This is a genomic window from Paenibacillus sp. J22R98, assembly GCF_059383835.1.
This window is the reverse complement of the sequence record NZ_JBXENW010000002.1, coordinates 518292-541952: the sequence shown is the minus strand read 5'-3', so window position 1 is coordinate 541952 and position 23661 is coordinate 518292. Positions and strand designations below refer to the sequence as shown.

The following is a 23661-nucleotide window of genomic DNA, read 5'->3' as shown; positions in this document are numbered from 1 at the left end:
ATCTCCTACTCTTTTACACTGCCAACCGTAATGCCTTTAATGAAGTAACGCTGCAGGAACGGATAAACAAGCATGATCGGCAAAGCGCCCAAGAAAATTTGAGCCGTTCGCAATGTTTTCTCACTGACTTCTTCAAGCCGTTTCAAGTCATCGATGGATATCGCTGCTTTATTAATAGCCGTCACCAGAGTCGATAAGTACGTCTGAAGCGGATATTTCTCCGGTGAATTCATGTATAAGATACCGTCGAACCAGGAATTCCAATGACCGACGATCGTGAACAAGAGAATGGTCGCAAGCGATGGCAAGGACACCGGCAGATAAACGCGTATCAGAATCGCCCATTGGCCTGCCCCATCAATCGTGGCCGCTTCTTCCATATCCTTCGGGATATTACGGAAGAAGTTGAGCAGCATCACCATATTCCACACATTAAGCGCTCCGGGGACAATCAGTGCCCAAATGCTGTCAATCAGGCCGGTTTCTTTAACTACAATGTAGGTCGGAATCAAGCCGCCGCCGAAAAACATCGTAATCGCGAAGAACCATACATACAGCGTGCGGAAATCAAACTGTTCTCGGCTCTTCGATAACGGATATGCCGTAATGATCGTCAGAAACATGCTGAGTGCCGTGCCGAGAATAACGCGCTCCAGGGATACTTTCAAGGAACGAATAAACTCTACCTTTTGCGCTAAATATTGATAGGCATCCAATGTGAATCCGACGGGCCATAGCTTAACCTGTGCAGCCACTGCGGCAATGTTGGAGCTTAAGCTGACTGAAAGCAGATGAATGAACGGTAATATGCCCAGCAATGTCACTGCTACCAGCACGATCGTATTCACAACCATGAACAGGACTCTGCCCCAGGATGCTCGATAAACCATGTCATCTCCCCCAGTCTCTTAGAAGATTCTATACTTGGTGAACCGGTAAGCTAAGTAATAGGATATGCCTACCAATCCTAAGGAAATCGCGGACTTAAACAATCCGACAGCTGCTGCTGGCGCATATTGCTGGTTGAATATACCGAGCCGGTATACGAACGTATCGAGAATATCCGCGCTCTCGTAGACGACAGGATTATACAGGATCAGAATTTGATCGAATCCGGCATTTAGAATATTGCCTAAGCTAAGCGTAGCGAGCAATATAATGATCGGCGCCATGCCCGGCAGCGTGATATGGACAACCTGCTTCCATTTTCCCGCTCCGTCCACCTCGGCCGCTTCGTACAAATTTGAATTGATCCCTGCAATGGCTGCCAGGAAAATGATCATATTGTAGCCCATGCCCTTCCAAACCTCGGAGCCAACAATGATGGCCCGAAACCAATCCCCTTGGCCCATAAACATAATCGGTTCGATTCCCGTACCGGCGAGCAAATCATTGATCGGACCTTTCAAGGAAAACAGCTCCAGAATGACACCGCCAAGCACCGTCCACGAAAGGAAGAACGGCAGAAAAATACTCGTTTGAATGATTCGCTTAAACCAATCTCTGCTGAGCTCATTGAGCAATAAGGCAAGAATAAGCGGAATGGCCAGCCCAAAGGCGATCTTGAGAACGGAGATCACCACTGTATTCCAAATGACTTGATTCATATCCGGCAGGTGAAACATGTAGCGGAAGTTTTTCCAGCCGACGAATTTGGATTTCCAGAAGCTTAGTACAGGATCAAATTTCTGAAAGGCCATGACGATTCCGAACATCGGACCATAGGCATAAATGAGTGTAACGATGATTCCGGGGATGAGCATGATATGGAATGGCAATTGCCGTACGAACCGGCTTCTCCGCATTGTCTGCTGTTTCATCAAGGTTCCGCCTCCAGTAAGAAGCAGCGGGGAAGAGCTTACTTGCGTAAGCGTCTTCCGCCGTTTCTGCCATTCTCATTATTTCGATGCGCTGCTGTACCAATCGTTCACTTCTGCCGTTACATCGTCGCCGCCGAGCGCTTTCCAGCTGCTTACGAATTTATCGAAGCTGTCGATCGATTCACCCATAATGATCTTCGTGAACGTTTCATTCATCAGCTTATCAAGCTGTGCACCGTTCTCGACCTGCGATTCCGTTGCAGAGCCGTAGAACTCGTTGTACACGAATTGATTGCTGTCGCGAATTTGGCTTGTAAGGCCCCAGCCTCCGTCTTTTGAAACACGGCTGGAGTAGAGGCCCCATCCGGTTTTGTCGCCTGCGAGGAATTTCTCCGTTGCTTCAAGCGGCTTCTGAATGTTGACGTAGTACGGAATGTCCTCACTGACTGTATTCAGCTTGTTCGCAATCGCATTGTTGACTTCGTCATGAATCGTTTGAATTTCGACCGGATTGTAAATGCGCGGCACGAACCAGTTGTAGACGTAGCCATTCTCCGGTTTGTTCGTATCGTAATGCGCTTTCGTGTTCATCTCGATATAGAAGTTGATCATCTTAATCGCAGCTTCCGGGTTGCTGAACTTGCTGTTTACGACAACGATATGTCCCATGCGTACTTTCGGTACAAGCGACTTCCCCGGTGAACCGTCAAGGGACGGAATTTGCACGCAAATCCATTCAGCGTTCGGGTCAGCATCTTTGTTCAGATTAAGCGGCCAGTTCGGGAGCCACCATTCGCCGTACAGCATGCCCACTTTACTGCCGACGATATCTTCGACGACCTTGTTCTCGTCTTTGAGCGCGAATTCCTTATCGAGAATGCCGTTCTTATACCAGCTTTGCAGCTTGCTGAGCGCCGGTTTCATCTCCGGCTGAATCTCGCCCGGCACCAGCTTGCCGTCGCTGCCTTTAATCCATCCGCTCGGATACGCATTAAAGCCGAAGAACAAGCCGCGCGTATCGAATCCCCAGTTCACGATGTTCTTCTGCAGCGCAAGGCCGTACGTATCTTTCTTACCGTTCTTATCGGGATCGTTATTGACGAAAGCAGTCGCGATTTTCTCTAAATCACCGATTGTTTTCGGAGCTTCCAGGTTCACGTTCTTCAGCCAGTCCGCACGAATCCATAGAATCTGCGTCGATAAGAACGGCTCCTCGAAACCCGGAATACCGTACAGCTTGCCATCCGAAGTCAGTGACTTCATCGCCTGCCCGCCATCGGATTCCATGAATTTTCTCAGTGTCGGCGAAGCGTATTTATCGTAAGCGTCGGTTAAATCAGCCAGCACGCCTTGATTCTTGAATTTCTCAAAGTTGCGGATATCCACATCCATAATGTCCGGCAGGTCTCCTGAAGCAATGGAAAGCGAGAATTTCTGCTCGTACTGGTCGGTTGGCACCGTCCACTTGTATTTCAAATCGATGTTCAGCTGATCCTTCAGATCCTTCAGGTACGCATTCTGCTCCGGCGTTAAGCCTGATGGCGTCTTCGGATCTTCCGGTGGACCGTACCCGAGTACTTCGGTTACCGTTAACGTCTTGTCGTATTTTCCTAGTGGATCCACGTTCTCCGTTGCTGCATCGTCTGTCTGATCCGTAGTTGTGGTTGCATTGTCCGTTGCGACTGTCTGATCGGTCTCTTCGGCTTGATCTGTTGCAGTGTTGTTATTGCTTGAGCATGCGGTCATGGTGGCGATTAATGAGATAATCAGAAAAGAACTTGCCCATCTGTTCATTTTGTTTCCCCCCATTAAAGTTGGTTTCACTGCGTTTGACCTTGCTATTTCATCATAAGGTGAGCGGCAGGGGGCTCGCTCTATAAACATCTTTACATGCTTCTGTTTTCTTTACCATCTCTTCGCAATAGGACCGATTCCCGGTATTCTTGAGGGGTGCTGCCTGTCATTTTGCGGAAAAAGGCCGTGAAATACGAAGGAGATTCGAACCCGAGCCGCAGCGCAATTTCATTCACTTTCATCTGCGTTTCCTCCAGCATGTGCCGCGCGGCATCTGCCCTTGTCGCATTCATATAGTCGGACAGCGTCCGGCCCGTCAGCTGTTTATAGAACCTGGATAGATACGAGGGGTTAAAATAAACCGACTCCGCTATTCTCGCGAGAGACAGATCACGGCCTAAATGCTCCGCGATAAATCGGTGAATACGTTCGATAATAAGATGCTCGCTCTTATTCTGCTGCTCCTTCTTCTGCGCACATAGCTTATGGACAAGTTCCAGCAGCTGCTCCTTGGAAGCATTGAGATCAAGCGTCCATGCTTCTTCTTCATACGATATCTCCGAAGGGCGTACCTGCGTCATTTGCGTAATAATAACCAGCACGAATTGATAGTATCTTTCCATCCCGATTAAAGAGTTGGAAGATAGATTAAGTTCAACATGGGCATAGAGCTCCGAAGTCAGCTTAACGGCTGCCTGCTCATCGCCCGCTTCCAAACTGCGCTGCAAAGCATCGAGCTGCTTGTTGAACATACCGGTGGACAGCTCCGACGATGGATGCGGTCTCTCCGCCTTAATGACATCGTCCATATCGCCCAGATGAATAATGGACATCGGCTGACCGAAGAGCGAGCACTTCTTCATCGACGACTTCAACCGTTCGAATTCCGCTGCCGCACCATCCCAACCTACGGCAGAGCGGCTGATCGCAAACGATACATCGGCATTAAGCACATGGCGGCATTGATCCTGAACGGGCTCCAGCATCCCTTTGAGATATTCCGAAATATCCTCCCATTGCGTGATACCCTCGCCATTCTTAAACATTCCGGCATCCTCCGCAGGCTGAATAAACCATACGAGCAGGGACGAGTCATGCACGACAGTCTCCGCATGAAAGTGCGACGGCAGTTGATGCCGCAGCACGTCTTGAATGGATAAGTACAACTTCAATTTATCCATGTAAGTCGTTGGTACATGGTCGTAACGATCCATCCTTCCGACAATCATCATGACATGGTCGCTGCTGCTTAGTCTCATCGTTAGTCCTGCAAAATAAGGCGACTGCCACAGGTCGAGCGCTTTCTCCCCTAGCAGCAGCGCTTCGAAAAACTGCTTCTTGAGATGCGGCTCCGCGACTGTCAGCTGATGCTTGGCCTGCTCTAGTGCGGCCTGTATTTGATTTGCTTGATCCAGCTTGTCGATGGCAGCAAGGACTGCCGCCACGATCGTTTCGATGCCTTCTGTCTTCAGAATGTAGTTGTCGATATTCTTCTGAATGGCGCTGTACACGTAATCGAATTCGCTGTATCCCGTAAGCAGAATGATCCGGCAAGCCGGCCAGTAGAAGAGAATATCATCCGCCAATTGCAAGCCGCTCTTCCCCGGCATCCGAATATCGCTGATGACCAAATCGATCTTGGTTTTCTTCACAATGGCGAGTGCTTCAAGAGGCGAATACGCTTTACATACATCGAGTTCTAATGATTCCACATTCTGAAAATGTTGAACAAGGCCGTCAACGATAGCGGGTTCATCGTCTACAATGAGTAATCGATACATGGAATCTCTCAAACTCCCATCTCGTTAAAATGAATGATAATGTCAGCCTTCAGCCCGCCGAGTGTACTGCGAGAAACGAAGATACCGCTGCGCTGCCCGAATTTGAGCCGGATACGCCGGCAAACGTTGAACAACCCGGTCTTCTCCTGGGAAGCAGAAACATCGTCAAGCCGCTCGCGAAGCAGCTCGAGCGCTTCGTCCGTTAAGGTGTCGCCGTCATCTTCGACGGAGATGCACAGCGTATCGTCCTCGTATCCCACGTTGACGGCAACATTCCCTCGCCTCATCCCATCCTCGAAGGCATGCTCGAAGGCGTTCTCCACCACCGGCTGAATCAGCAATCTCGGTACCAGCAGCGACTTGCAAACCTCAGGCAGCTTCGCCGTTTCAATGGTAATCCGATTCGAGAAGCGGATGCCTTGGATGTCGCAATAATCCACCGCATGGCGATATTCTTGATCAAGCGTAACTTCGTCGCTGCTGCTGCGTGTTATAAATTGATAGTAGCTGCCGAGCCTTTGTGCCAGCGTCGCCGCATTCTCCGCATCACCGCTTCTGCTGATCATGTAGATATTGAAGAAGCTGTTGTATAGAAAATGGGGATTAATTTGCGATTGCAGCTGCTTTAATTCGGAGTGCTGCAGCGCGATTTTCTGCTCGTAGTTCTCTTGGATGGAGCCCCTAAGCTTGTCTACCATCCGGTCGAAGCTTCGATAGAGATAACCAAATTCGATATCCCCTTGCGGCCGAATGGAAATATTCAAGTTGTCGGTTTCCAGTATTTTGAAGGCTTGAATTAATCGTTTGAGCGGTCGATGAATCATGACGTTGACCGAGAAGGAGAAGACAATCAGAACAGCAACGGATACCGTGGACAGGATAATATACCAGAAGTTGAACGTCCGAATAGGGCCGAGCACTTCATTCTGATTGATGTAGGTGAAGATCGTCATGCCGAACATCTGAATGTCGCTTGATGTAATCAAATATTTATGATTGCCAAGCCGCAGCGTATCTGTACGGATGGGATCCTCTAACGAGGTATTACTGCTAGTGCTGGCAACGTGCTTCTGGATTTGGCCGAAAATATCCTTGTCCATCTTCACGGCGATCGTAGTTGTAAAATCATCATTGGACAGCGCCGCTCCGGAATCCTCGTAGCTCTCCACAAATCGGCGCAGCGTTTCTTCCAGCTTCGGTTTGGAAATCTCCATGTACGAAACAATTCTGCCATTGTTGCTGGAAGCGATGAAGTACAGCCTTCCGTTCTTGCTGTAGACCGGCTGCGTCTGGTCAGCTTCCCGATAAGATGATATCGCATCGAATTCCGCGTTAGGCAGATCCTTGATACCGGCCCTGACTGAGAAGGTTTTCTCCAGCGACTTCACGTACACGCCGGTGTTCACCAGAAATTCGCTGGAGTTCTGGATCAATAGCAGCCGCTCCCGCACGCGGTTCACGAGCTGAAATTGTTCGTAGCCCTCTAATCGTTTCCCAATAAAACTAAGCTTCTGCAGGTCCGAATCATTCAGAAACTGAAGCTGCAAATTTCGGATAAATGCAATCTGATCGTTAAGCTGACGGGAATAAAACTTCACGTTGGAGTTAATCGAATTCGTATATTCTTGCTTGATGAAGGACGCGCCTGTCGTATTCATGCGCAGATTGATTAAGAGCAGGGGCACAATCAGTAAGATGAAAATAAGGATAACCTTCTGATACACATGCAGATTTGCCAGTCTAAACTTCGTTTTCACGGGCACACATCCCCTCGACTTTCCCTTCTGCTATTGGATTCCTGTTGCCTTTTGTCACATTATCACTCATTTACAAAAAATTTGCACTGCAATTTAGTAAGTCCGGATTGATGTAAAAAAAGGGTCAGCATGAGAACCATCGGTTCTCAGCTGACCCTATTGCAACAGGCTTTATCGCGTATTTGAAGCAGCCCATGGCTGTGTTTCCGTTTGGACCGGCGCTCCTGTTTCGAGTGCTTCATTGATCTTAATACTCAAATAATGATCCTGCGAAGCTTCTGCTAAACTGTAGAAGCCCGGCCCACCTGCCGCATATTCGGCCATCTTCGCCAGGGAGGTTGCAATCGCAATCTCATCATCCGTCAGTCTGCCCGGAGTAAACGGATTCCGGTAGACCCACTCATCTCCGGCTAGGATACCTTTGAAATAATAGCCTTCGAGATTCCCGTTCTCCCCTGCATTCTGCCTGCGAAGCTCCATCTCAATCGGTGTCAGATAATCCTTCAGATAACGGATTTCTTTATTGTTGATTTCACCCGATTCCCCGCGTACAAGCAGACGCTGACTGCGAATCCACGAAAAGTATTGATCCCCCGTGAAATCATAGATGGCTAGTTTGCCATCAAAAGAGAGCGAGGCGATGACCTGATCGGACTCAACAAGCCGATGCTCCTTCGGCGCTCCATCTCGGCCCGGTCCATTGACCAGCGGTGAACGAAAACGCGAAGCTTGGATGACGGCGTTCTCGAACGTGATGCCGAGGAACTGACGCAGTAGACTAATCCCATGATACCCGTGTGCCGCCGACAACTGGGCTTGAGACACGGTTCCGAGTTTCCCGGACTGCGCGATTGCTATTCGAGCAGCATGAAGCGGCTGAAACAAATACTGCTCCGCAACTTGAATGCGGCTGTCGCCAAACTTCTCATTCAAACGGATAAGTGCTTCTACATCCGGCGCCGGCGGCGTCTCGGATAGGACCGGCATTCCGGCTATTGCTAATTCTTCGATTACACCCGGATTCGCATCCCAAGGCACCGACGACACGACAAATAGCGGCTCTGCCTGCTCCAGCATTTCAGCAGCGGTGCGGTATACGGGCACTTGCCAAGCGGCTGCCAGCTTCTTAGCTTTCTCTTCATTCCGGACTACGACACCGCTCACTTCAAACTGCTCCGGCAGCTCCTTTGCAATACGCAGATAAAACTCCGTACGCCATCCGCCGCCGACAATCCCAAAACGTATTCGACCCATTCCTAATCCCTCCTTCGTCATTAGAGCTTTCTGCCGTCTCGGCCTCCGCCGGTTCCGCTGTATGCAAGTCCAGGATTCCAATCCGGTTCAGCCGGCGCTTCGAAGGAATCCACGGGAAACGTGACTTTGCAGCGATGTCTGCTGGATATGTACGCGCCTTCCACAATTTCAAGCGCCAGTAAAGAGCTCTCCGCGATCGAATAATTCCGCTCGCCTGACTCGATCATACGAGCCATATTCTCAAGATGCGCCTGATGCCCCGTAACTGCCAGCTCTTCAGGAGTAATAAGCTTCCCCTTAGGAAACTCAGCATTCAGAATGCGGTAGCCATTCTCCCAGCCCCAGAATTCAATTTGTCCCGCGGTTCCGATTAGGCGAAACAAGGTATCTTTGCCTTCGGCGTTAATCATCACATGGTCTCCGGTATTCATGACTACGCGGACGCCGCTCTTCGTTTGTCCATACGTGACCGCTGTCGTCTCCACCTGCATCCCATCACGATACGTACGCGTGCTCGATTCACAGATCCCCATCACATAGTCCATAGGTTCATTCCCCGTCAATTGCACGAAGAAATGTAGCCAGTGGATGCCGGCATTGATGATATCCCAATTCGTATTTTGAATTTCTACGAGCTTGAGCTCGCCAATATCCCCGCGCTTCACTCTCTCAATGATTTCACGAGGCGTCTGCTTCGCCAGCAGGCCATGCGGCACAGCCATCGGCAAATCACGATTCTTGATTGCTTCCAGAATCCGCCGACCGGACGCCACCGTATGCCCAAGCGGTTTCTCGACGAGAATCCCCTTGAGCGGAAGCTTAAGCGCATCCAGCGTCACTTCTTCATGAGAAGGCGGGAACGTGCTTACACATACGACATCCGTCGGACAGTCCTTAAACATCTCGTTGTGATCCAAATACGTGCGGATGCCGGGAAATTGTTTTTGCAGTTTCTCACACACTTCCGGCCGAAGATCTGCGATGGCTACTAACTCATAATGCTCTGAATTCTGTAAGGCATTCATGCTGAGCTGCCCGCCAGCTCCTCCGCCAACGACCGATGCAGTCATTTTTTTCATGAAGCTCCTCCTCATTTTTCCTAGCATAATTTCACCCAAGCCATTCCGCTTCTGCTATATTGGAACCCCTTTCAATTTACCATAACGAATCTCCTAAAAAATAGTACTTTCTAATCAATCGTGCCTACTCATCCTCTATAAGGTCTACTACTTGTTTCGCGAATGCAGCAAAGGGTTCAATATGCTCCGGGCTTCGATTCATCGCCCACCTGAGGTTATCGAAAGCTCTTAATAGCAGATAATGTTTAATGCCAGAAAGGTCTTTTTCACTTACTTCGTACCCGTCTATAAATGCTTGGAACTCTTCAACATTTGGAGCTTCTTCCAGCCCTAGGATTTGGTAGTGCATGATTTGAGCAACAGTTGCATGTGGCACCACGCTTACTTTCGCATTCCAATCCAGCAATATCACTTGGTTAGCCTGATTGATAATCGTATTCTTTAAAGAGATATCTCCATGATTTAAGCCGAAACGGAACGTTTTACTCTTTAAATCTTCAAATAGTCTCTTTATTCTCTGCGATTGCATCGGAGTGATTACTCCAAGCTCAATCAAACGATCGTGCTCCGTCAAACTATTAATATTATGCTGCACATACCCTTGCCAGCTACCATCCGATCCAGCATGAGGCGGTGACTGAAACTCACCCTGGACCGGATCAATCAGATTTTCTCCATAGCCTTTCACCGGAATCGCATGAATAAGCTTGGCATATTCGCCCAGTTTCCGCCAAACATCAGGCCTGGGTACAGTACTGTCTGCCCCGTTGTCTCCCTCAACAAAGGCTTGAATCATATATGCGGTTTCATCAACGATACCAACGGACAACACCTCAGGTCCCGGAACGCCAACTGCCGCAGCTTGCTCAATACACCACTTTTCTTTCATAAAGCTTGGCAGTGCTTCTTTATCGTTCATACGGACTACAACTTTATGAATCTCTGTTTCGACTACGCAAACCTGATTAGCGATGCCTTTACCGATGATCTGATAGGAAGTTTTCACTTGCTCCTGAAGATAATCGCCTGCAATTCGTGCTGCTTGTTTAACTAAAGAAATCTTCAATGTTCCTTCATCCTCCGCCAAGTGCAAGCACCCTTTCATTCGGATTACTTTTCCGTCTTGTTCGAATCCCATTTCCCGCATTCCGATTTTATGGTAAAAATGGCGAGCACTTTGATTAGAAGGAGAAACACGAAGATGATATTCGTTTACTCCATTGTTTTCGAAGAACTTAAGCGCGTACTGGTGGAGTTCCTTGGCTAATCCAATCCCGCGTTTTCCAGGAATTAAATAATAAAGATGTACATAGCCGATTTTGCTATCCTTGTACCCTTGTATTGTAAGCTCAAGTTGACCGATGGGGATTTCATTCTCCATAGCTAAAACCAATCCGCCCGGGAATTGGTTCGACTTTGTATGTACCCAATCGAGATATTCTTCTTCATTCCCGAAATCGTTATCTGAACCGAAACTAACAATGAACGCATCTCTGCGAAACGGAATAATAAACTTTCTATGTTTGACTACATCTATCGGTTCAAAATGCAAAGAAAATCCCCCTTTGTGTCCAGTATAACGAGAAGTGACAGTACCTGCCAATGAACAAAGAAGCCGTCCCAGATCACCCGCGGTGACCTCGAACGGCTCCTTTCATCTTCATGGGCGAAACGCCGCTTCCTGAACAGAGCGTCTCGCTGATTACAAAATTAGTTGCTTCCTTGCTCCTGCATCAGCAGGTAAACGCGGTAGATCATCTGCGCGGTTTCCGCTCTTGTCGCTTTGCCCGTCGGGTTCAGCGCGTCATCGTTTCCTTTAACGATGCCTGCATTGACCATGGCCGCCGCAGCGTCCTTCGCGTACACGGCCAGCTTGGAGGTATCCTTGAAACCTTTAAGATCCGCATCAGAGCCGCTTAGCTTCAGCTTACCGGTCACTTGCAGCGCCCGCTGCAGAAGCAGCATAATCTCTTGTCTTGAAATGTTCGCCTTCGGATTAAACTTATTGTCGCCTACGCCTGTGGCAATACCAAGCTTTTTCATAATGGAGAGCGACTCATAATAGTAATCCGATGCTTTTACATCGCTGAAATTGCTGCCGGTACTGCCTGTTGATTTGAGATCCAGCAGATTGACCAGCATAACCATAAAGTCGGCTCTCGTCATGTTCTTGGCCGGTTCGAACGTCGTCGAGGTAGTACCGTTAATGATGCCTTCGCTTGCTAGAGTACTGATGGCATCCTTAGCCCAGTCGTAATGCTTGTCCACGTCCTTGAACGGTATTGTGGCCGGAGGAGCTGGCTTGCCCGGATCTGTTGGTATGACTGGATCTGTCGGTTTGACCGGAGGCGTTTCGCCGCCGTTGCCGCCATTGCCGCCGTTGTCGCTGTTTCCGGTACTATTTGTCGTAAATCCCCAAATATCGGAACGCGTAAATCCACTAAACGCATCCTCGGCTACGACATACCATTGATAGTAGTTACCAATCTGTAGACCGCTCCACTTCACTGCCGTCGTTGAATCGCTGGCAATATCGTTGTTCTGCCCGATCAATTTATCGGTATACACTTTCACGCCGAAATAGTCTGTCGCAACCTGTTTGTGCATCGGCTGCAAGTCGACATTCAGATCAAACTCATCTTTGCCCGGATAAGTCGCCGGATCGTAATAGTTGTAATCATCCAAATAAGGCGAGTACGTCTTCACATGGATTTTGTTGTTCTTCACGTCGAACTGGAGCAGGCGGATGTAGCCGAGGCCGCCTTTCTCCGCACCTTGATAGTCGGCCAGCAATTGGTAAACCTTGCGGTCCGGAATGCCATCGCCGTTATCGTCAATATCCGTATCCAGTTCCTGAGCATCATGATAATGCCCGCAAAGTACGGCAATCACGTTCTTGTTCGGCACGACCACGCGCTCATGGATTTTCTCCGCTATCGGCGCACGTGTATCGGAGACGAGCAGATACTCGTGGAAATCCAGAATGGCCTTACGGTCCGGGTACGCTTTAACGACATCGTCCATCCACTGAATGTCTTCGTCGCGGATATCCCAGCCCATGTAGATAATGATGAAGTCGTTACCGCCTGCCGAAATCAAATCATAGTGACCGCGGTTGTTCTGATGCGAACCGCCATAAGTCGGCTGCTTCTTGAAGCGCTCCTCGCCGAAATACTTGTAGAACGTCGAATAGTCGGCATATTGGTGAGACACGTCATGGTTCCCTGCGAGTACGCCGTAAGGAACGTTACCGTCCTCAAGGACCTTCATATCCTTGCTCGCTTCATCCCACTGGTATTTCTTGTCCGCTTCATCGACGATATCGCCGGTGTGGATGACATACTTAATCTTCATCTTATCCTTGTTATCGACGATCCACTTCACGTTGCCTTCATAAATTTCCGGATAGCTCTCGGAGTAGTACTGCGTATCAGACATCCAGACAAAGCTGAAGTCATAATCGTCCTCTTTGGCCGGCAGCTCATCCTGCACGATCACGTGAATGGTTTTATTGACAGAGAAGTCTCCTGCAAGTACTTCAGCCTTTAAGCTAAAATCTTCATTACCTGCAAGCTTCTCGTCAAGTTTCTTCCAGTTCTCTTCAACAGGGCTCCACGCATACATGCTTACTTTGCGCCCTTCAAGCGACTTACCCTGCCAATCGATTTCCACTTTATCCGTTGCTTTCACAGTAGGATCCAGCTTCACTTCGAAACGATGGTACGGGAATTTCTCGTCGGAATCATTGCTTAAATATTGACCGTCTGCTTTGCCAATCAAGTCATATTCACTTTGATTTAGCGCGGTTTCACCTTCAGGTTTCAGCATCTTAGGCGGTTCAACTTCAGATGCGTTCTTGTACGCAGAGAAACCGTTTTTATGCAGGCTGTCGTACAGATAGCCTTGATAGAAACTTACGTTCATCTTATCTTCCGTCGGATCCTGAACCTTAACTGACAGGTTTGGTGCGCCTGTTTCGTCCATGCCGGGCGTAACCAGCTGTGGCTTAGCCGGGTTCTCATTCGGTACTTCAAAAGACAAATTCTCTTCGGTTAGGTTGCCGACGTTGTCTTCTGCTTTAATCGAAAATACATGCTTGCCCGGGCTCAGCTTCGAAGACGAAGTAGCTAATGGCAGGGTGATTGTGTTGCCATCAAGTTTAGCCTCGGTCGTTTTCACGCCGGCAATGGCATCCGTAATTTCGGCGCCAAGCGTAAATGCACCGCGGTATGTCTTGCCGTTCTCGATCGTCGGAACGATAACAGGAGCTGTGTTGTCGACCTTGATGTCAGCCTTCACTTGGCCGTATTCCGTGCTGCTGACCACGATACGATGTGGGCCATCGGAAAGGTCTGACGTATGCAAATCATACGCCTTAGATCTTAAATCCGAATCATTCAAAGTAAAGTTAAAATCGTACACAGGCTTCTTCCCTGAACTGTCGCCTACTTTAAGTTCTGTCAGCGGATTGTTGTAGTCTGGATCTTTGACGAGTGTTCCATCTGTGAATACCAGTCTGACATTCTTCACCGTGAAGTCATCCTTGTTTTCCGTCGGACGATCGTCGTACGGGGAAGACTTCGTGCCTGCACGAATGGAGATCACATTCTTGCCTAGTTTCAGGCGCTCCGTTGGAATCGGTACACTTAAGGTTTGATAGGAGTTGATAGGATCCATGAAGATGCTCAGGATATCGTTCCCCATCGTAACGCCGTTCTTGAAGTAATAGTTGACCGAATTGGCATCAAACGCAAAGTAAGCGTCTTTCTCCAGTGCATGGTAGGTGTCGGAAGTCAGTTCCTTGTCGTCGATACTCAGCTTCAGTGTATCCGGTCCTGCCTGCTCCGCCGTACCTTTCACGGCCTTCGTTCCGCCGATGATATCGCCGTCCTTCAGGTTCAAGCGCAACGGCGTATGTTCTTCGCCGCCAGTAATCATTGCCGTATACGTATCTGAGGTCACTTCGTGCGGACCATCCGAAACGACATAGTAATATTGAATGGAAGCTTTTCCAATCAGATCAGGCGAGTAGAGCGTGAAATGATACATGAAATCGTTATAGTCTCGATACAAATAACGGCTCGCGAAGTTCGTATCTGCGTTTGATTTGTAATAGAGCTTAACCGACTTGATGCCCTGATCGTCCAGAGCATCGCCTTTGATAGCCAAGTTCTTGGATTGATCGATGGTCGTAACGCCATCGATGTCTTCAATGGTTGGCGGAACCGTGTCGTCTTTCGTTATTACCTTCACATTCGGCACAAGATCTGCAGGCACGCTGCCAGGCGTAGGCGCCGCAATGCCGGAACTTACCTTAATCATCGTCGTGCTTCCGTTAGCCGGATATTTATAAACGATGGCCTTGCCTTCTTTAGTTTCATCATTTGGCGGATTGCCTGTAGGTGCTGCTGTACCGTCATAATACGCAGCGGATAAGTCTACATGCGTGTTGGTACCGATAACGGCACCTCTTTTACCTGTGTTAGACATGCCGTCTGCATACATTTTGAAAATGTTTTGATTTTCGATCAGGTTCGTCTTATAGGTCTTATTAAAGTCGGCTACTGTCAAATTCTTAGCGGCGCTGTTGATAATCCAGAAAACAATCGCCTTGCCTGCTCCAATTGTCATGCTCTCGCTATCCGTCGGCCAAACGATATCCCCGTCCGGACCGGAATCCGTGTAGCGGTAATACAGCTTGTAATCCTTCAAGTCCAGATCTTTATCCGTATTGTTATACAACTCGATATATTCGTATTGATCGCCGCCAACGCCCACACTGTTCGGCATCAGCTCCGTGACGAGCAGCGGCGGAACTTTGGCTGGATCAAATTCCGGTACATTGACCTTCACCGTGTACGTATCCGTCGTCACCGTGTTCACGGTATCTTTCACTACAATATAGTATTGTAGCGACGCTTCGATCAGATCTTGGCGCGGAATGTCAGCCAGATAGGTATGTCCGGTTGTTACGGACATCTTGGCTGCCGTGAATTTAGCTTGTGAGGAGGTTTTGTAAAATACCGTTGCCGTCACAGGATCGACCATGCCGTCATCGCTTTCCTTATTCGTGATTTGAGCGATAATTTTCAGGTTCACATTCGTCTCGGCAGAGGTTACCGGCGTATGGGCGATCACCGGTTTCTCGTTCTCGCCTTCAACCGGAATCGAAGCCGGCATCTTAGGCACCTGATTAGCAGCGACTGCGCCAGGTGTTGCGGCCTGTGTACCCGCGGAATCCAGAAGCATCGCCAGCGTGCCGTCATCGGGATATTTGTAGAAGAGCGGCTTGTCCTCAACTCCGCTTACTTGCGCATCATAATGGGCGGATACAATGTCCTTGTTCAAGGCATTGCGGAAAACAAGACTGCGAGCGCCGTCGTTCTCCATGCCTGCGCTGTCGATTTTGAACAAATCCTTGTTCATTGTCAGGTTCGAGCCAAAATGGGCGTTAAACTCGGCAGCGGACATATTGTCGTTGGAGCCGTTGGCAATCCACAGAACCACCGATTTCTGGGACGGGATTGAGATATCGCCTGTCGGCCACTGCGTTTCCTTGGTTTGATTCGTGTACACATACATGAGCTTATAATTTTTCAAATTAATCGTACGATCGGCGTTGTTGTACACTTCAATGAACTCATACCCATCAAACGGCGATCCACTCACCGTTACATTCGTTGAATTTGGGTTCAATTCTGTGATCAGAATCGAAGGCACGTAGTTGTAGTTCAGACTCGAACGAACATCCACTGTATAGACGTCCGTGTCTTTCTTCGTCGTGCCGTCCGTTGCTTCAATATAGTATTGGAGCTTCTTCTGCGTCAGTCTTGCTTTCGGAATGGCTCCTTCGAATGCAGAATGATCCGGTGTAGATCTGCCCGGGTTCAGCGTCATTGGAACTGCCGTGTAGGTCGACTCCGAATCCAGCTTGTAGTAGATGCTTGCCGTAGCCTTGGACAGGTCTGCGCCGTTCGAGGCAGATACAGAAGCAATCATCTCCAGGTCGCTGTCGTCGATACCGTCCTTCACAGGCGTATGATCGATCGCAATGGCAGGCTGCGGCACGTTAAGGTGAACACTCACCGTATACGCAACCGTGTCTTTGGTCGTCGTGCCGTCAGTGGCCTCAATATAATATTCCAGTTTGCTCTCCAGCAGCTTCTCCTTAGGAATTGCGCCTTCGAATGCGGAAAGCTCCGGCGTGGAGTTACCCGCATTAAGCGTCATAGGAACGGAAGTAAAGTTACTCTCCGAATCCAATTTATAGAAGAGTTTCGCTGTAGCCTTGGTTAAATCAGCGCCATTCGACGCGGATACCGTTGCGCTTAGAGCTACATCAGTGCCTTCGTTGACATCTGTAACCGGTGTGTGATTAATCCCAATCGCAGGCTGCGGGGCAGCAGGCTGTTCATCCGAAGCCAGCGTTGGCATGAAAATGCTTTCGACTGTGCCCGGCGAAGCATCATGGGCGCCTGAGGCGTATAAGCCGTTTGTAACCAAGGTACTATTCACGCTGCCGTCGGTTGGATATGCGTAGAACATGCCTTTATTAGGATTAGTTAAACCCTTATTTGTCGTAGAATCGTAAGAAGCAGCGGCAACTTTATTTCCATTGCTGTCTTTTAGAAATACATCGCGCGCGGCATCGTTTGCCATGCCGCCTCCGCCATTAATACGGAATAAATTAGTTCCTTCCACGAGCGATGTACCGTAATTCGTATTGAACTGAGTAGCTGTGTACCCAAGATTAGAACCGTTGTCTGGAGCTGTATTCATCACCCACAAGACAATCGAACTCTTGGCTGGTATTACTGGATGTTGAGTTGAATCAGATAGTGCCCAAATCGCATCAACATCTTTGTTCGAAGCATTCAGATAATGATAATCGATGCTGTAATTGTCAAAAGAAACCGGCGCCAGCGAGTTATTATAGACTTCAATAAATTCATATGCATCTGTTGCAGGCGTGAAACCTGCTACATTATCACTATCCGGCACGAGCTCCGTAATTAACAGCTTGGGCACCTTCGAGAAATCAAGCGCCTCTTCGGACACGTCTGCATTTGCGATGCCTGCGCCGTAAGGCGTAATCAGGCCGGTCAGCAAACTGCCGACCAACGCGCCGAGTGCCAACTTTTGAATCTTCTTCTTGCTCACTGAATAAACTCACTCCCTGTCTAATATGTAGTGCTGCGACGTAGCGATTTCTGTATTAATTTGTATTATTTTGTAGATTGATTGTAGTATTTTGCAGTATTTTGTCGCAACACATAAACAAGTCTATTAAAGTATTGTGCACGTAAAGTTAATATTTTGTTTAGAGATCGTAAATGGAGAAGAAGGAAGACATAATCTTGAGGAAACCATTCGGAGGAAAAATCGTAGTCGTCGCTGAGGCGGCGCGAGGGGGCTGGATGCGGAAAAATGCCGTGAACTTTATTTCCAATTATCAGTTGAAGTGGTGAGGGAAAATAAAGATGTTTAACGAACGTCCAATGAAATCAAGGGTTTTCGGGCATACAAAATCTACTGCAAATAAATTAAAGTTGTTTAATGGGGCGACTTTCCGTTGTGCCGGGGCAGAAATCGTGAAAATAAAATTGTTTAATGATAGCAACCACAGATCATTATGCGGCTTTAAAACAAATAATAGTGCCCAACTAAGCTTTTAAAGCAAGGTTCGGCACTTTCGGATTGTGTAACCGGTTGCCGACATGTTGTCGTTCAACTAAAGTGCCCGTTAGCGTAACGAAAAAAATTGAACAGCTGCCGTCGGCAAACTGCTCCAGGGTTTCTAATACTAACGTCAACTTATGCTTGTTTCAGGGCTTCAATGATTTTGATATATTGCAAATCTCCTAGTCCATAGTGAGGAAATAGATGAAATAAGTGTTGCAATAGTTCATGCTGTGGTTTGCTTATATGCTTCTTAATAAACGCAGTGATTTCATTATCTTCCTTTAAATATTCTAAATATAATCGAATTCCCTGGTACATCACAGGCATTAATTTCGCTTCGGATAGATGATGATGCATCAACACCTGTTGATAAATTTCTCCGTAACCTTCTAACCGGATCTCCGTTTCTTCCACTTCATAAGTCGCTTCCTTAACCATATGGAAATACACTTTTCCTTCGTATCCCACTTGTTCTAGATAGGCCAGCACGGTCAGTAAATTGATTTGACAGAACATATCATCACCGAACCATAAAACGATGCATTTGTAATTGTTCTCAAATAGGGGTTTCAAAGGAGTCACGGTAATCTTCTCATACTCCTGTAAAGGCACCTGATGTCCGGAAGCTCTTATCTGCATAAATTCATCGCTGAAAATTGTAGCGCTAGTATCGTTTGAACACATCGCTTCATTAAATGGGACATAATCGCTTTTTTCCATTAATTGATGATGATAAAATTCTTCATACATCATTTGTCCATTTAAGATATTCAGTATGTCTTGATCAAATTGATCCTGAATTTTACTTTGCAAAGCTCCAATTTTCAATTTTTGCGAGATGTCCATCGAAAACTCACCTTCTCTACGATTAATATTAAGTTTCACATAGGTTTGCAATGGTTGCGGTTTTTTTCTAAAGGAACTCGGGCTTATGCCAAATGTTCCTTTAAACGCTCTCGTAAAAGCTTCCTGAGATAAAAATCCATATTTGAATGCAAGCTCGATCGTCTTATGATTGGTTTCTTTCAACTCAATAGAAGCCAGATAAATTTTTCTAAGTGACTTATATCTTTTTATGGTGATTCCAGTCATTTGATGGAATTTGAACGAACAGTAATAGGGAGAATACCCCATATTCTGTCCTAAGCTTTCTAATGAAAAATCTTCAAAAAGATGATCCTCAATCCAGTCAATCATCTCCTGCATCGTGTATTTCATGAGCACCTCCTCCTAAATTGATTATAGAAGAAAAGAAGATCTTCTTCTTGATCTAAGTTGTGTTTACTTCTGATTATTTGCAGCTTTTCGCTTCCGATGGAATCTCTCTGGGTAATTGATGTCAGCCATTAAACCGATGTTCTCCGTTAGCGCAACGACTTACTCTGTTGAATTTCGTGTTCCTCAACATAAACCGGCATCAGAGAAGGCGGATCGTACCTTATCGCGGCCTTTAAACGACAAAATGGTGCCGATAGCCATAGCCCCATAGCCGCAACGAAATAATGAGCCTAATCCGACAATGCCCGCATGATGTTGGATTTCGCCTCTGCCGCAATCGCTTCATTCCCGTCATCGACCGCTTGCATTAAGATCAGTATGGGGATGTATACCGCGATCAGCCGCGCCAGCAGCTTCGTTTCCTCGTCCGCTCCTCCGTACGTTTCGAAAAACACGCCGCGAGCGTAAGGTGATAAAAAGCTATAAGCAACGCTCAAATCGCAAGCCGGATGGCCTACGCTCAGATCGCCCCAATCAATGATGCCGGAAACGATCCCGTTCTCATTCACAAGCATATTTTTGAAATGAAGATCGCCATGTAGCAGTGCGTTCACCACCTCGACACGGTCCTTTTGCAGCCTGCTAATATACGCTTCGATCACACCGGACTCCTCCGGCGACAAATGTTCAACCACCTTCGATAGAAAGCCCTCCAATTTCACTTTGCGCGATGCTATGTCCGTCAAGTTTCGATGATCTTGCTGAACTCCGCACTTCAGCGCCGCCTGCACCGGAAACTCATGCAATCTCCGCAAAAATTTCGCCAGCGTCTCTGCCGATAAAGCCCGGCGTTCTTCCGTCAAACCGATTGGGAAATCTCCTGGCACGTAGGCATAGCCAAGAAATGGTGCCGGGTATTCGTCACTTGCTTCGCCATAAAACAACGGTTTCGGATAGGGGATGGTCATATATGCCTCCAGCTTCGGCAGCAGCTTCCCTTCCATACGAATCGAGCCAACTGCAATCGTTCTTCTTGGAAACCGGAACACGTACTCGTCACCGATGAGAAAAACCGTATTGTCCCAGCCCCAGCCCAATCGCTTCACTTGCTTCGATGACAGCTGAGGGAATTGTCTGTCGATCAGCGTCCGCGCCTGCTCTTCGTTAACCTCCAACTCCGCATCCCATACATTCGTTCCTCCCATGAATTGTCTGCCTCCTCGTTCCTTACGTTATTTAGATGTTTACATTCCCTGGAAGTTACGCATAACTGCCTGTTACTTCAACGAAACAAGGAGCAGTGCCACCGGCAAACTGCTCCTTGTTTCGTTCAGCTCTCATGTTCATATAAATAGCTCATAAAACCATCGTGCAATTCTCCAACTTCCCTTAAAGATTTTTTAGTATCTTTATCAATCAAGTCCACTTGATATTTCAAATCACCATACCCATCAAAGAGTTCCATAATCTTATAAATGACGGTCTCGACAAGTTCGTTTTGTATTGTGGAAATGGCGTTTAGGTCGTCCTCTGACTTCAACTTTTCTTGTAGATATTTATATGCTTCATTGGAGTCAGCCCAATTTATACTTGAATGTGGATTAAAACTATCTTTTGATAAATCTATCCAAGTATCCTTTATTCCCTTTAATTTTTCGAAAAGAAGCTCTTGCTTTTCCTTCGACATTTAGAGTCTCCTTCCGATTAGTGTTTCCTTTTCCTGTAATTATACCAAAGCTATTGGAATTGAACATAACTGCCCGTTACTTCAACGAAGTTCAGTCGGTTATTTCTAGCTTTGTGCTTCATTTAAACGATTTCCAAGCATTTCGCGGGAATGAGATCAAGTTCTTGTCAATTTCGGTAATGGGATCAAGTTCTTGTCATTTGGTTTTGACAAGAACTTGATCCCATAAATAAAAAAGCCGCGATTTTCGCGGCCTTTAATGAGATAATGTTCTTGTCACCCGACATAATTGTTGCGGCGGCGGATGTCGCGGTTGACATTATGCCTACGCCGCTCTGAGAGCGCCTATAAAAAAAGCTCGCTAGAGGATCATCCTCCCACGAGCTGTGTACACAGCAATCAAATGCTTAGTATCAATTAACAGTAGTATACCTCAGGCGATAACAGTTCGAACTCCCCTGAACATTTTGTTACATTGACAAAAACTTGCACAGCTTCAACCGGAGGAAACTGAATAATCCTCTTGTTGCCAATCGTTTTTGCGATATGTACGACCCCACTTTGATGGAGTACCGGCGCTTTCACAGCAATCTCGAATTCCTCGATATGCTCGCCCGTAGTCAGGTCCTCTCTGAGAATGACATGATTGATAAGTCTCGACCGGTCAAGCGTGATGCACAATCCGTTGTCTGTTTTCTCGACAGCAATTTCAAGCGGATTTGCAAATTTTCGTCTTACCTCGTTTCCGAACTCAATCAGCCTCGATGCATCCACTTCCGGAAGCAATCCTCTCCTGTCTGGTCCGATATTGATCAAGAAGTTAGCGCCTCTGCCGACAGAGTAATAATAGATACCCATCAGTTCATCTAAGCTCTTCACATTGGCCGTATCGTATTCACTGTAAAACCAATTATCACGCATCATGAAGTCACATTCCGCAGGTAAAAATTTCTGTTCGGATAGGCTGCTCACCTCGTCTGTCATGACGGAAAAATCCAACGTGGTCACTAGGTTGGAATTGTTAAAGTGGGCAATTCCCCCTTCATTTCCTACCCATCGTACATCGGGATCCCACATATTGAAGATTAGAATCTCAGGCTGCATCGTACGGATTGCCTTAATAATTCTTGGTTCATCATATTCATGTCCCTCTGAACCGCATCCGTCAAACCAGAGATAATCGATCTTGCCGTAATTCGTCAGAAGCTCACCGATCTGGTTGATAAAATAGTCGTCATGTTCAATCGGCGATCGTTCTGTATAGCCCATTTCGGCAGGCGAATAGTACAGACCGACTTTGATTTCATGCTTGCGGCAGGCCGTGACGAACTCCTGTACAACATCTCCCTTACCTTCCTTCCAAGGCGTATTGTGTACGCCGTAATTCGTATATTCGGAAGGCCAGTTTGCAAAACCGTCATGATGCTTGCAGACTAAAATCGCATATTTCCCACCGGCCGCCTTTACGGTCTGAATCCAGTTCTCGCAATCTAGTTGTAACGGATTGAAGCCTTCAAGGGGCATGGGCTTCCCGTCCCAGTCCCGATGTCCTTCATAGAAGGTACGTATTCCAAAGTGGAAAAACCCTCCGATTTCCCAATTCAAGAACTCCAGCTGTTGTTTCGTTGGCAAAGTGCTGCTCATAAACAATCATCCTCCAAGCGTTATTTTGCTGACAGTCTAGCCTTTAATGGCTCCAACCATGATTCCCTTGATAAAGAAACGCTGCATGTAAGGGTACACAAGCAGAATCGGAATGGTTGTTATCATGGTAATTGTAATTTGTACACCCCGCGGGGTCAGACTTCTCTGCATTGTTCTCTTGTATTCTTCGATATTTCCACTTTCCTGGAGAAGCCGTGCAAGCGTCTGTGCTTCGTTCAGGTATTCGTACAGCGTCAACTGCAGGGTATTTAGCTTCTCCGAGCTGATGAACATGTAATTATCAAACCATGCATTCCAGTTGCTTACAGCGGAAAATACGGCGATCGTCGCAATAATCGGGAGGCAGAGCGGCATGACAATTCTAGTAAATACCGTGAAATATCCGGCACCGTCCAGCATTGCGGATTCCTGCAGCGAGTCGGGCAGCGACTCGATGAAGGTTTTGATCAGAATGACGTTGAAGGCTGCAATCGCCCCCGGTATGATATACACCATAAAGTTGTTTAACAGACCGTAATTTTTAATAATCAAATAATAAGGGATCAAACCGCCGCTTATATACATGGTCAGCAGGAGCATACGATACAGTAGCTTTCTTCCCGGCATCTCCATTCTCGAGAACAAATAACCCAGCAGCGCATTCAAAAACACACTCAGAGCCGTCCCAATTACGGTTCGCATCACGGAGATGAAGAAAGCATTGTATATGCCTTTGAGCTCCATCACTTTCTTGTAGTTGAACAGCGTAAACCCTCTCGGAAACAGCGTTACTCCTTTGGCCGCAAGCGAAGGTTCACTAATGGAATAGATAAACATATACCAGAACGGGTACAGGCATAGGATGACTAACAAAGCAAAGAATGCATAGTTAAACACATCAAATACCGTTGATCCAAACGTACGATTGTATAATTTCATTCCTCA

General features: G+C 47.4%; 14 protein-coding genes. All 14 read right to left on the bottom strand.

The annotated features are described in order from the left end of the window. Window positions 1–5: 5 nt before the first annotated feature. Window positions 6–890: a carbohydrate ABC transporter permease gene (locus AC50Y3_RS07900; RefSeq protein WP_494818227.1), complete on the bottom strand. Its 885-nt coding sequence runs from the start codon at window positions 888–890 to the stop codon at window positions 6–8. Between the two features lie 18 nt (window positions 891–908). Beyond that, a complete protein-coding gene (locus tag AC50Y3_RS07895) occupies window positions 909–1820 on the bottom strand; it encodes an ABC transporter permease (RefSeq protein ID WP_494818226.1) in 912 nt (303 codons plus the stop codon). A 78-nt stretch (window positions 1821–1898) separates the two neighbouring features. Then, window positions 1899–3614 carry an extracellular solute-binding protein gene (locus tag AC50Y3_RS07890; RefSeq protein ID WP_494818225.1) on the bottom strand — a complete coding sequence of 572 codons (1716 nt, stop codon included), beginning with the start codon at window positions 3612–3614 and terminating at the stop codon, window positions 1899–1901. Window positions 3615–3706: 92 nt separating this feature from the next. Continuing rightward, the gene (locus AC50Y3_RS07885; RefSeq protein ID WP_494818224.1) at window positions 3707–5395 is read right to left on the bottom strand and encodes a response regulator transcription factor; all 1689 of its coding nucleotides are present in this window, start codon (window positions 5393–5395) and stop codon (window positions 3707–3709) included. 8 nt (window positions 5396–5403) lie between these two features. Next, window positions 5404–7152: a sensor histidine kinase gene (locus tag AC50Y3_RS07880; RefSeq protein ID WP_494818223.1), complete on the bottom strand. Its 1749-nt coding sequence runs from the start codon at window positions 7150–7152 to the stop codon at window positions 5404–5406. 171 nt (window positions 7153–7323) lie between these two features. Continuing rightward, entirely contained in the window at window positions 7324–8406 is a 1083-nt protein-coding gene (locus AC50Y3_RS07875; protein WP_494818222.1) for a Gfo/Idh/MocA family protein, read from the bottom strand. A 20-nt stretch (window positions 8407–8426) separates the two neighbouring features. Continuing rightward, window positions 8427–9485 (bottom strand): Gfo/Idh/MocA family protein, encoded by a 1059-nt coding sequence (locus tag AC50Y3_RS07870; RefSeq protein ID WP_494818221.1) that lies wholly within the window; start codon window positions 9483–9485, stop codon window positions 8427–8429. Between the two features lie 124 nt (window positions 9486–9609). After that, window positions 9610–11037 (bottom strand): GNAT family N-acetyltransferase, encoded by a 1428-nt coding sequence (locus AC50Y3_RS07865; RefSeq protein WP_494818220.1) that lies wholly within the window; start codon window positions 11035–11037, stop codon window positions 9610–9612. Between the two features lie 158 nt (window positions 11038–11195). Beyond that, the gene (locus AC50Y3_RS07860) at window positions 11196–17645 is read right to left on the bottom strand and encodes an S-layer homology domain-containing protein (protein WP_494818219.1); all 6450 of its coding nucleotides are present in this window, start codon (window positions 17643–17645) and stop codon (window positions 11196–11198) included. 654 nt (window positions 17646–18299) lie between these two features. Next, entirely contained in the window at window positions 18300–19385 is a 1086-nt protein-coding gene (locus AC50Y3_RS07855; RefSeq protein WP_494818218.1) for a helix-turn-helix transcriptional regulator, read from the bottom strand. A gap of 290 nt (window positions 19386–19675) precedes the next feature. After that, window positions 19676–20590: a phosphotransferase gene (locus AC50Y3_RS07850; protein WP_494818217.1), complete on the bottom strand. Its 915-nt coding sequence runs from the start codon at window positions 20588–20590 to the stop codon at window positions 19676–19678. Window positions 20591–20715: 125 nt separating this feature from the next. Then, window positions 20716–21072, bottom strand: coding sequence for a hypothetical protein (locus tag AC50Y3_RS07845; RefSeq protein WP_494818216.1), 357 nt, complete (start codon window positions 21070–21072; stop codon window positions 20716–20718). A gap of 417 nt (window positions 21073–21489) precedes the next feature. After that, a complete protein-coding gene (locus AC50Y3_RS07840) occupies window positions 21490–22716 on the bottom strand; it encodes an alpha-L-fucosidase (protein ID WP_494818215.1) in 1227 nt (408 codons plus the stop codon). 36 nt (window positions 22717–22752) lie between these two features. Then, window positions 22753–23655: a carbohydrate ABC transporter permease gene (locus AC50Y3_RS07835; RefSeq protein WP_494818214.1), complete on the bottom strand. Its 903-nt coding sequence runs from the start codon at window positions 23653–23655 to the stop codon at window positions 22753–22755. Window positions 23656–23661: the final 6 nt, after the last annotated feature.

What these genes read in the sequence shown, in the direction of transcription:
- AC50Y3_RS07900 (WP_494818227.1), bottom strand. Translation starts at nt 890, where the DNA reads ATGGTTTATCGAGCATCCTGGGGCAGAGTCCTGTTCATGGTTGTGAAT.
- AC50Y3_RS07895 (WP_494818226.1), bottom strand. Translation starts at nt 1,820, where the DNA reads ATGAAACAGCAGACAATGCGGAGAAGCCGGTTCGTACGGCAATTGCCA.
- AC50Y3_RS07890 (WP_494818225.1), bottom strand. Translation starts at nt 3,614, where the DNA reads ATGAACAGATGGGCAAGTTCTTTTCTGATTATCTCATTAATCGCCACC.
- AC50Y3_RS07885 (WP_494818224.1), bottom strand. Translation starts at nt 5,395, where the DNA reads ATGTATCGATTACTCATTGTAGACGATGAACCCGCTATCGTTGACGGC.
- AC50Y3_RS07875 (WP_494818222.1), bottom strand. Translation starts at nt 8,406, where the DNA reads ATGGGTCGAATACGTTTTGGGATTGTCGGCGGCGGATGGCGTACGGAG.
- AC50Y3_RS07870 (WP_494818221.1), bottom strand. Translation starts at nt 9,485, where the DNA reads ATGAAAAAAATGACTGCATCGGTCGTTGGCGGAGGAGCTGGCGGGCAG.
- AC50Y3_RS07855 (WP_494818218.1), bottom strand. Translation starts at nt 19,385, where the DNA reads ATGAAATACACGATGCAGGAGATGATTGACTGGATTGAGGATCATCTT.
- AC50Y3_RS07850 (WP_494818217.1), bottom strand. Translation starts at nt 20,590, where the DNA reads ATGGGAGGAACGAATGTATGGGATGCGGAGTTGGAGGTTAACGAAGAG.
- AC50Y3_RS07845 (WP_494818216.1), bottom strand. Translation starts at nt 21,072, where the DNA reads ATGTCGAAGGAAAAGCAAGAGCTTCTTTTCGAAAAATTAAAGGGAATA.
- AC50Y3_RS07840 (WP_494818215.1), bottom strand. Translation starts at nt 22,716, where the DNA reads ATGAGCAGCACTTTGCCAACGAAACAACAGCTGGAGTTCTTGAATTGG.
- AC50Y3_RS07835 (WP_494818214.1), bottom strand. Translation starts at nt 23,655, where the DNA reads ATGAAATTATACAATCGTACGTTTGGATCAACGGTATTTGATGTGTTT.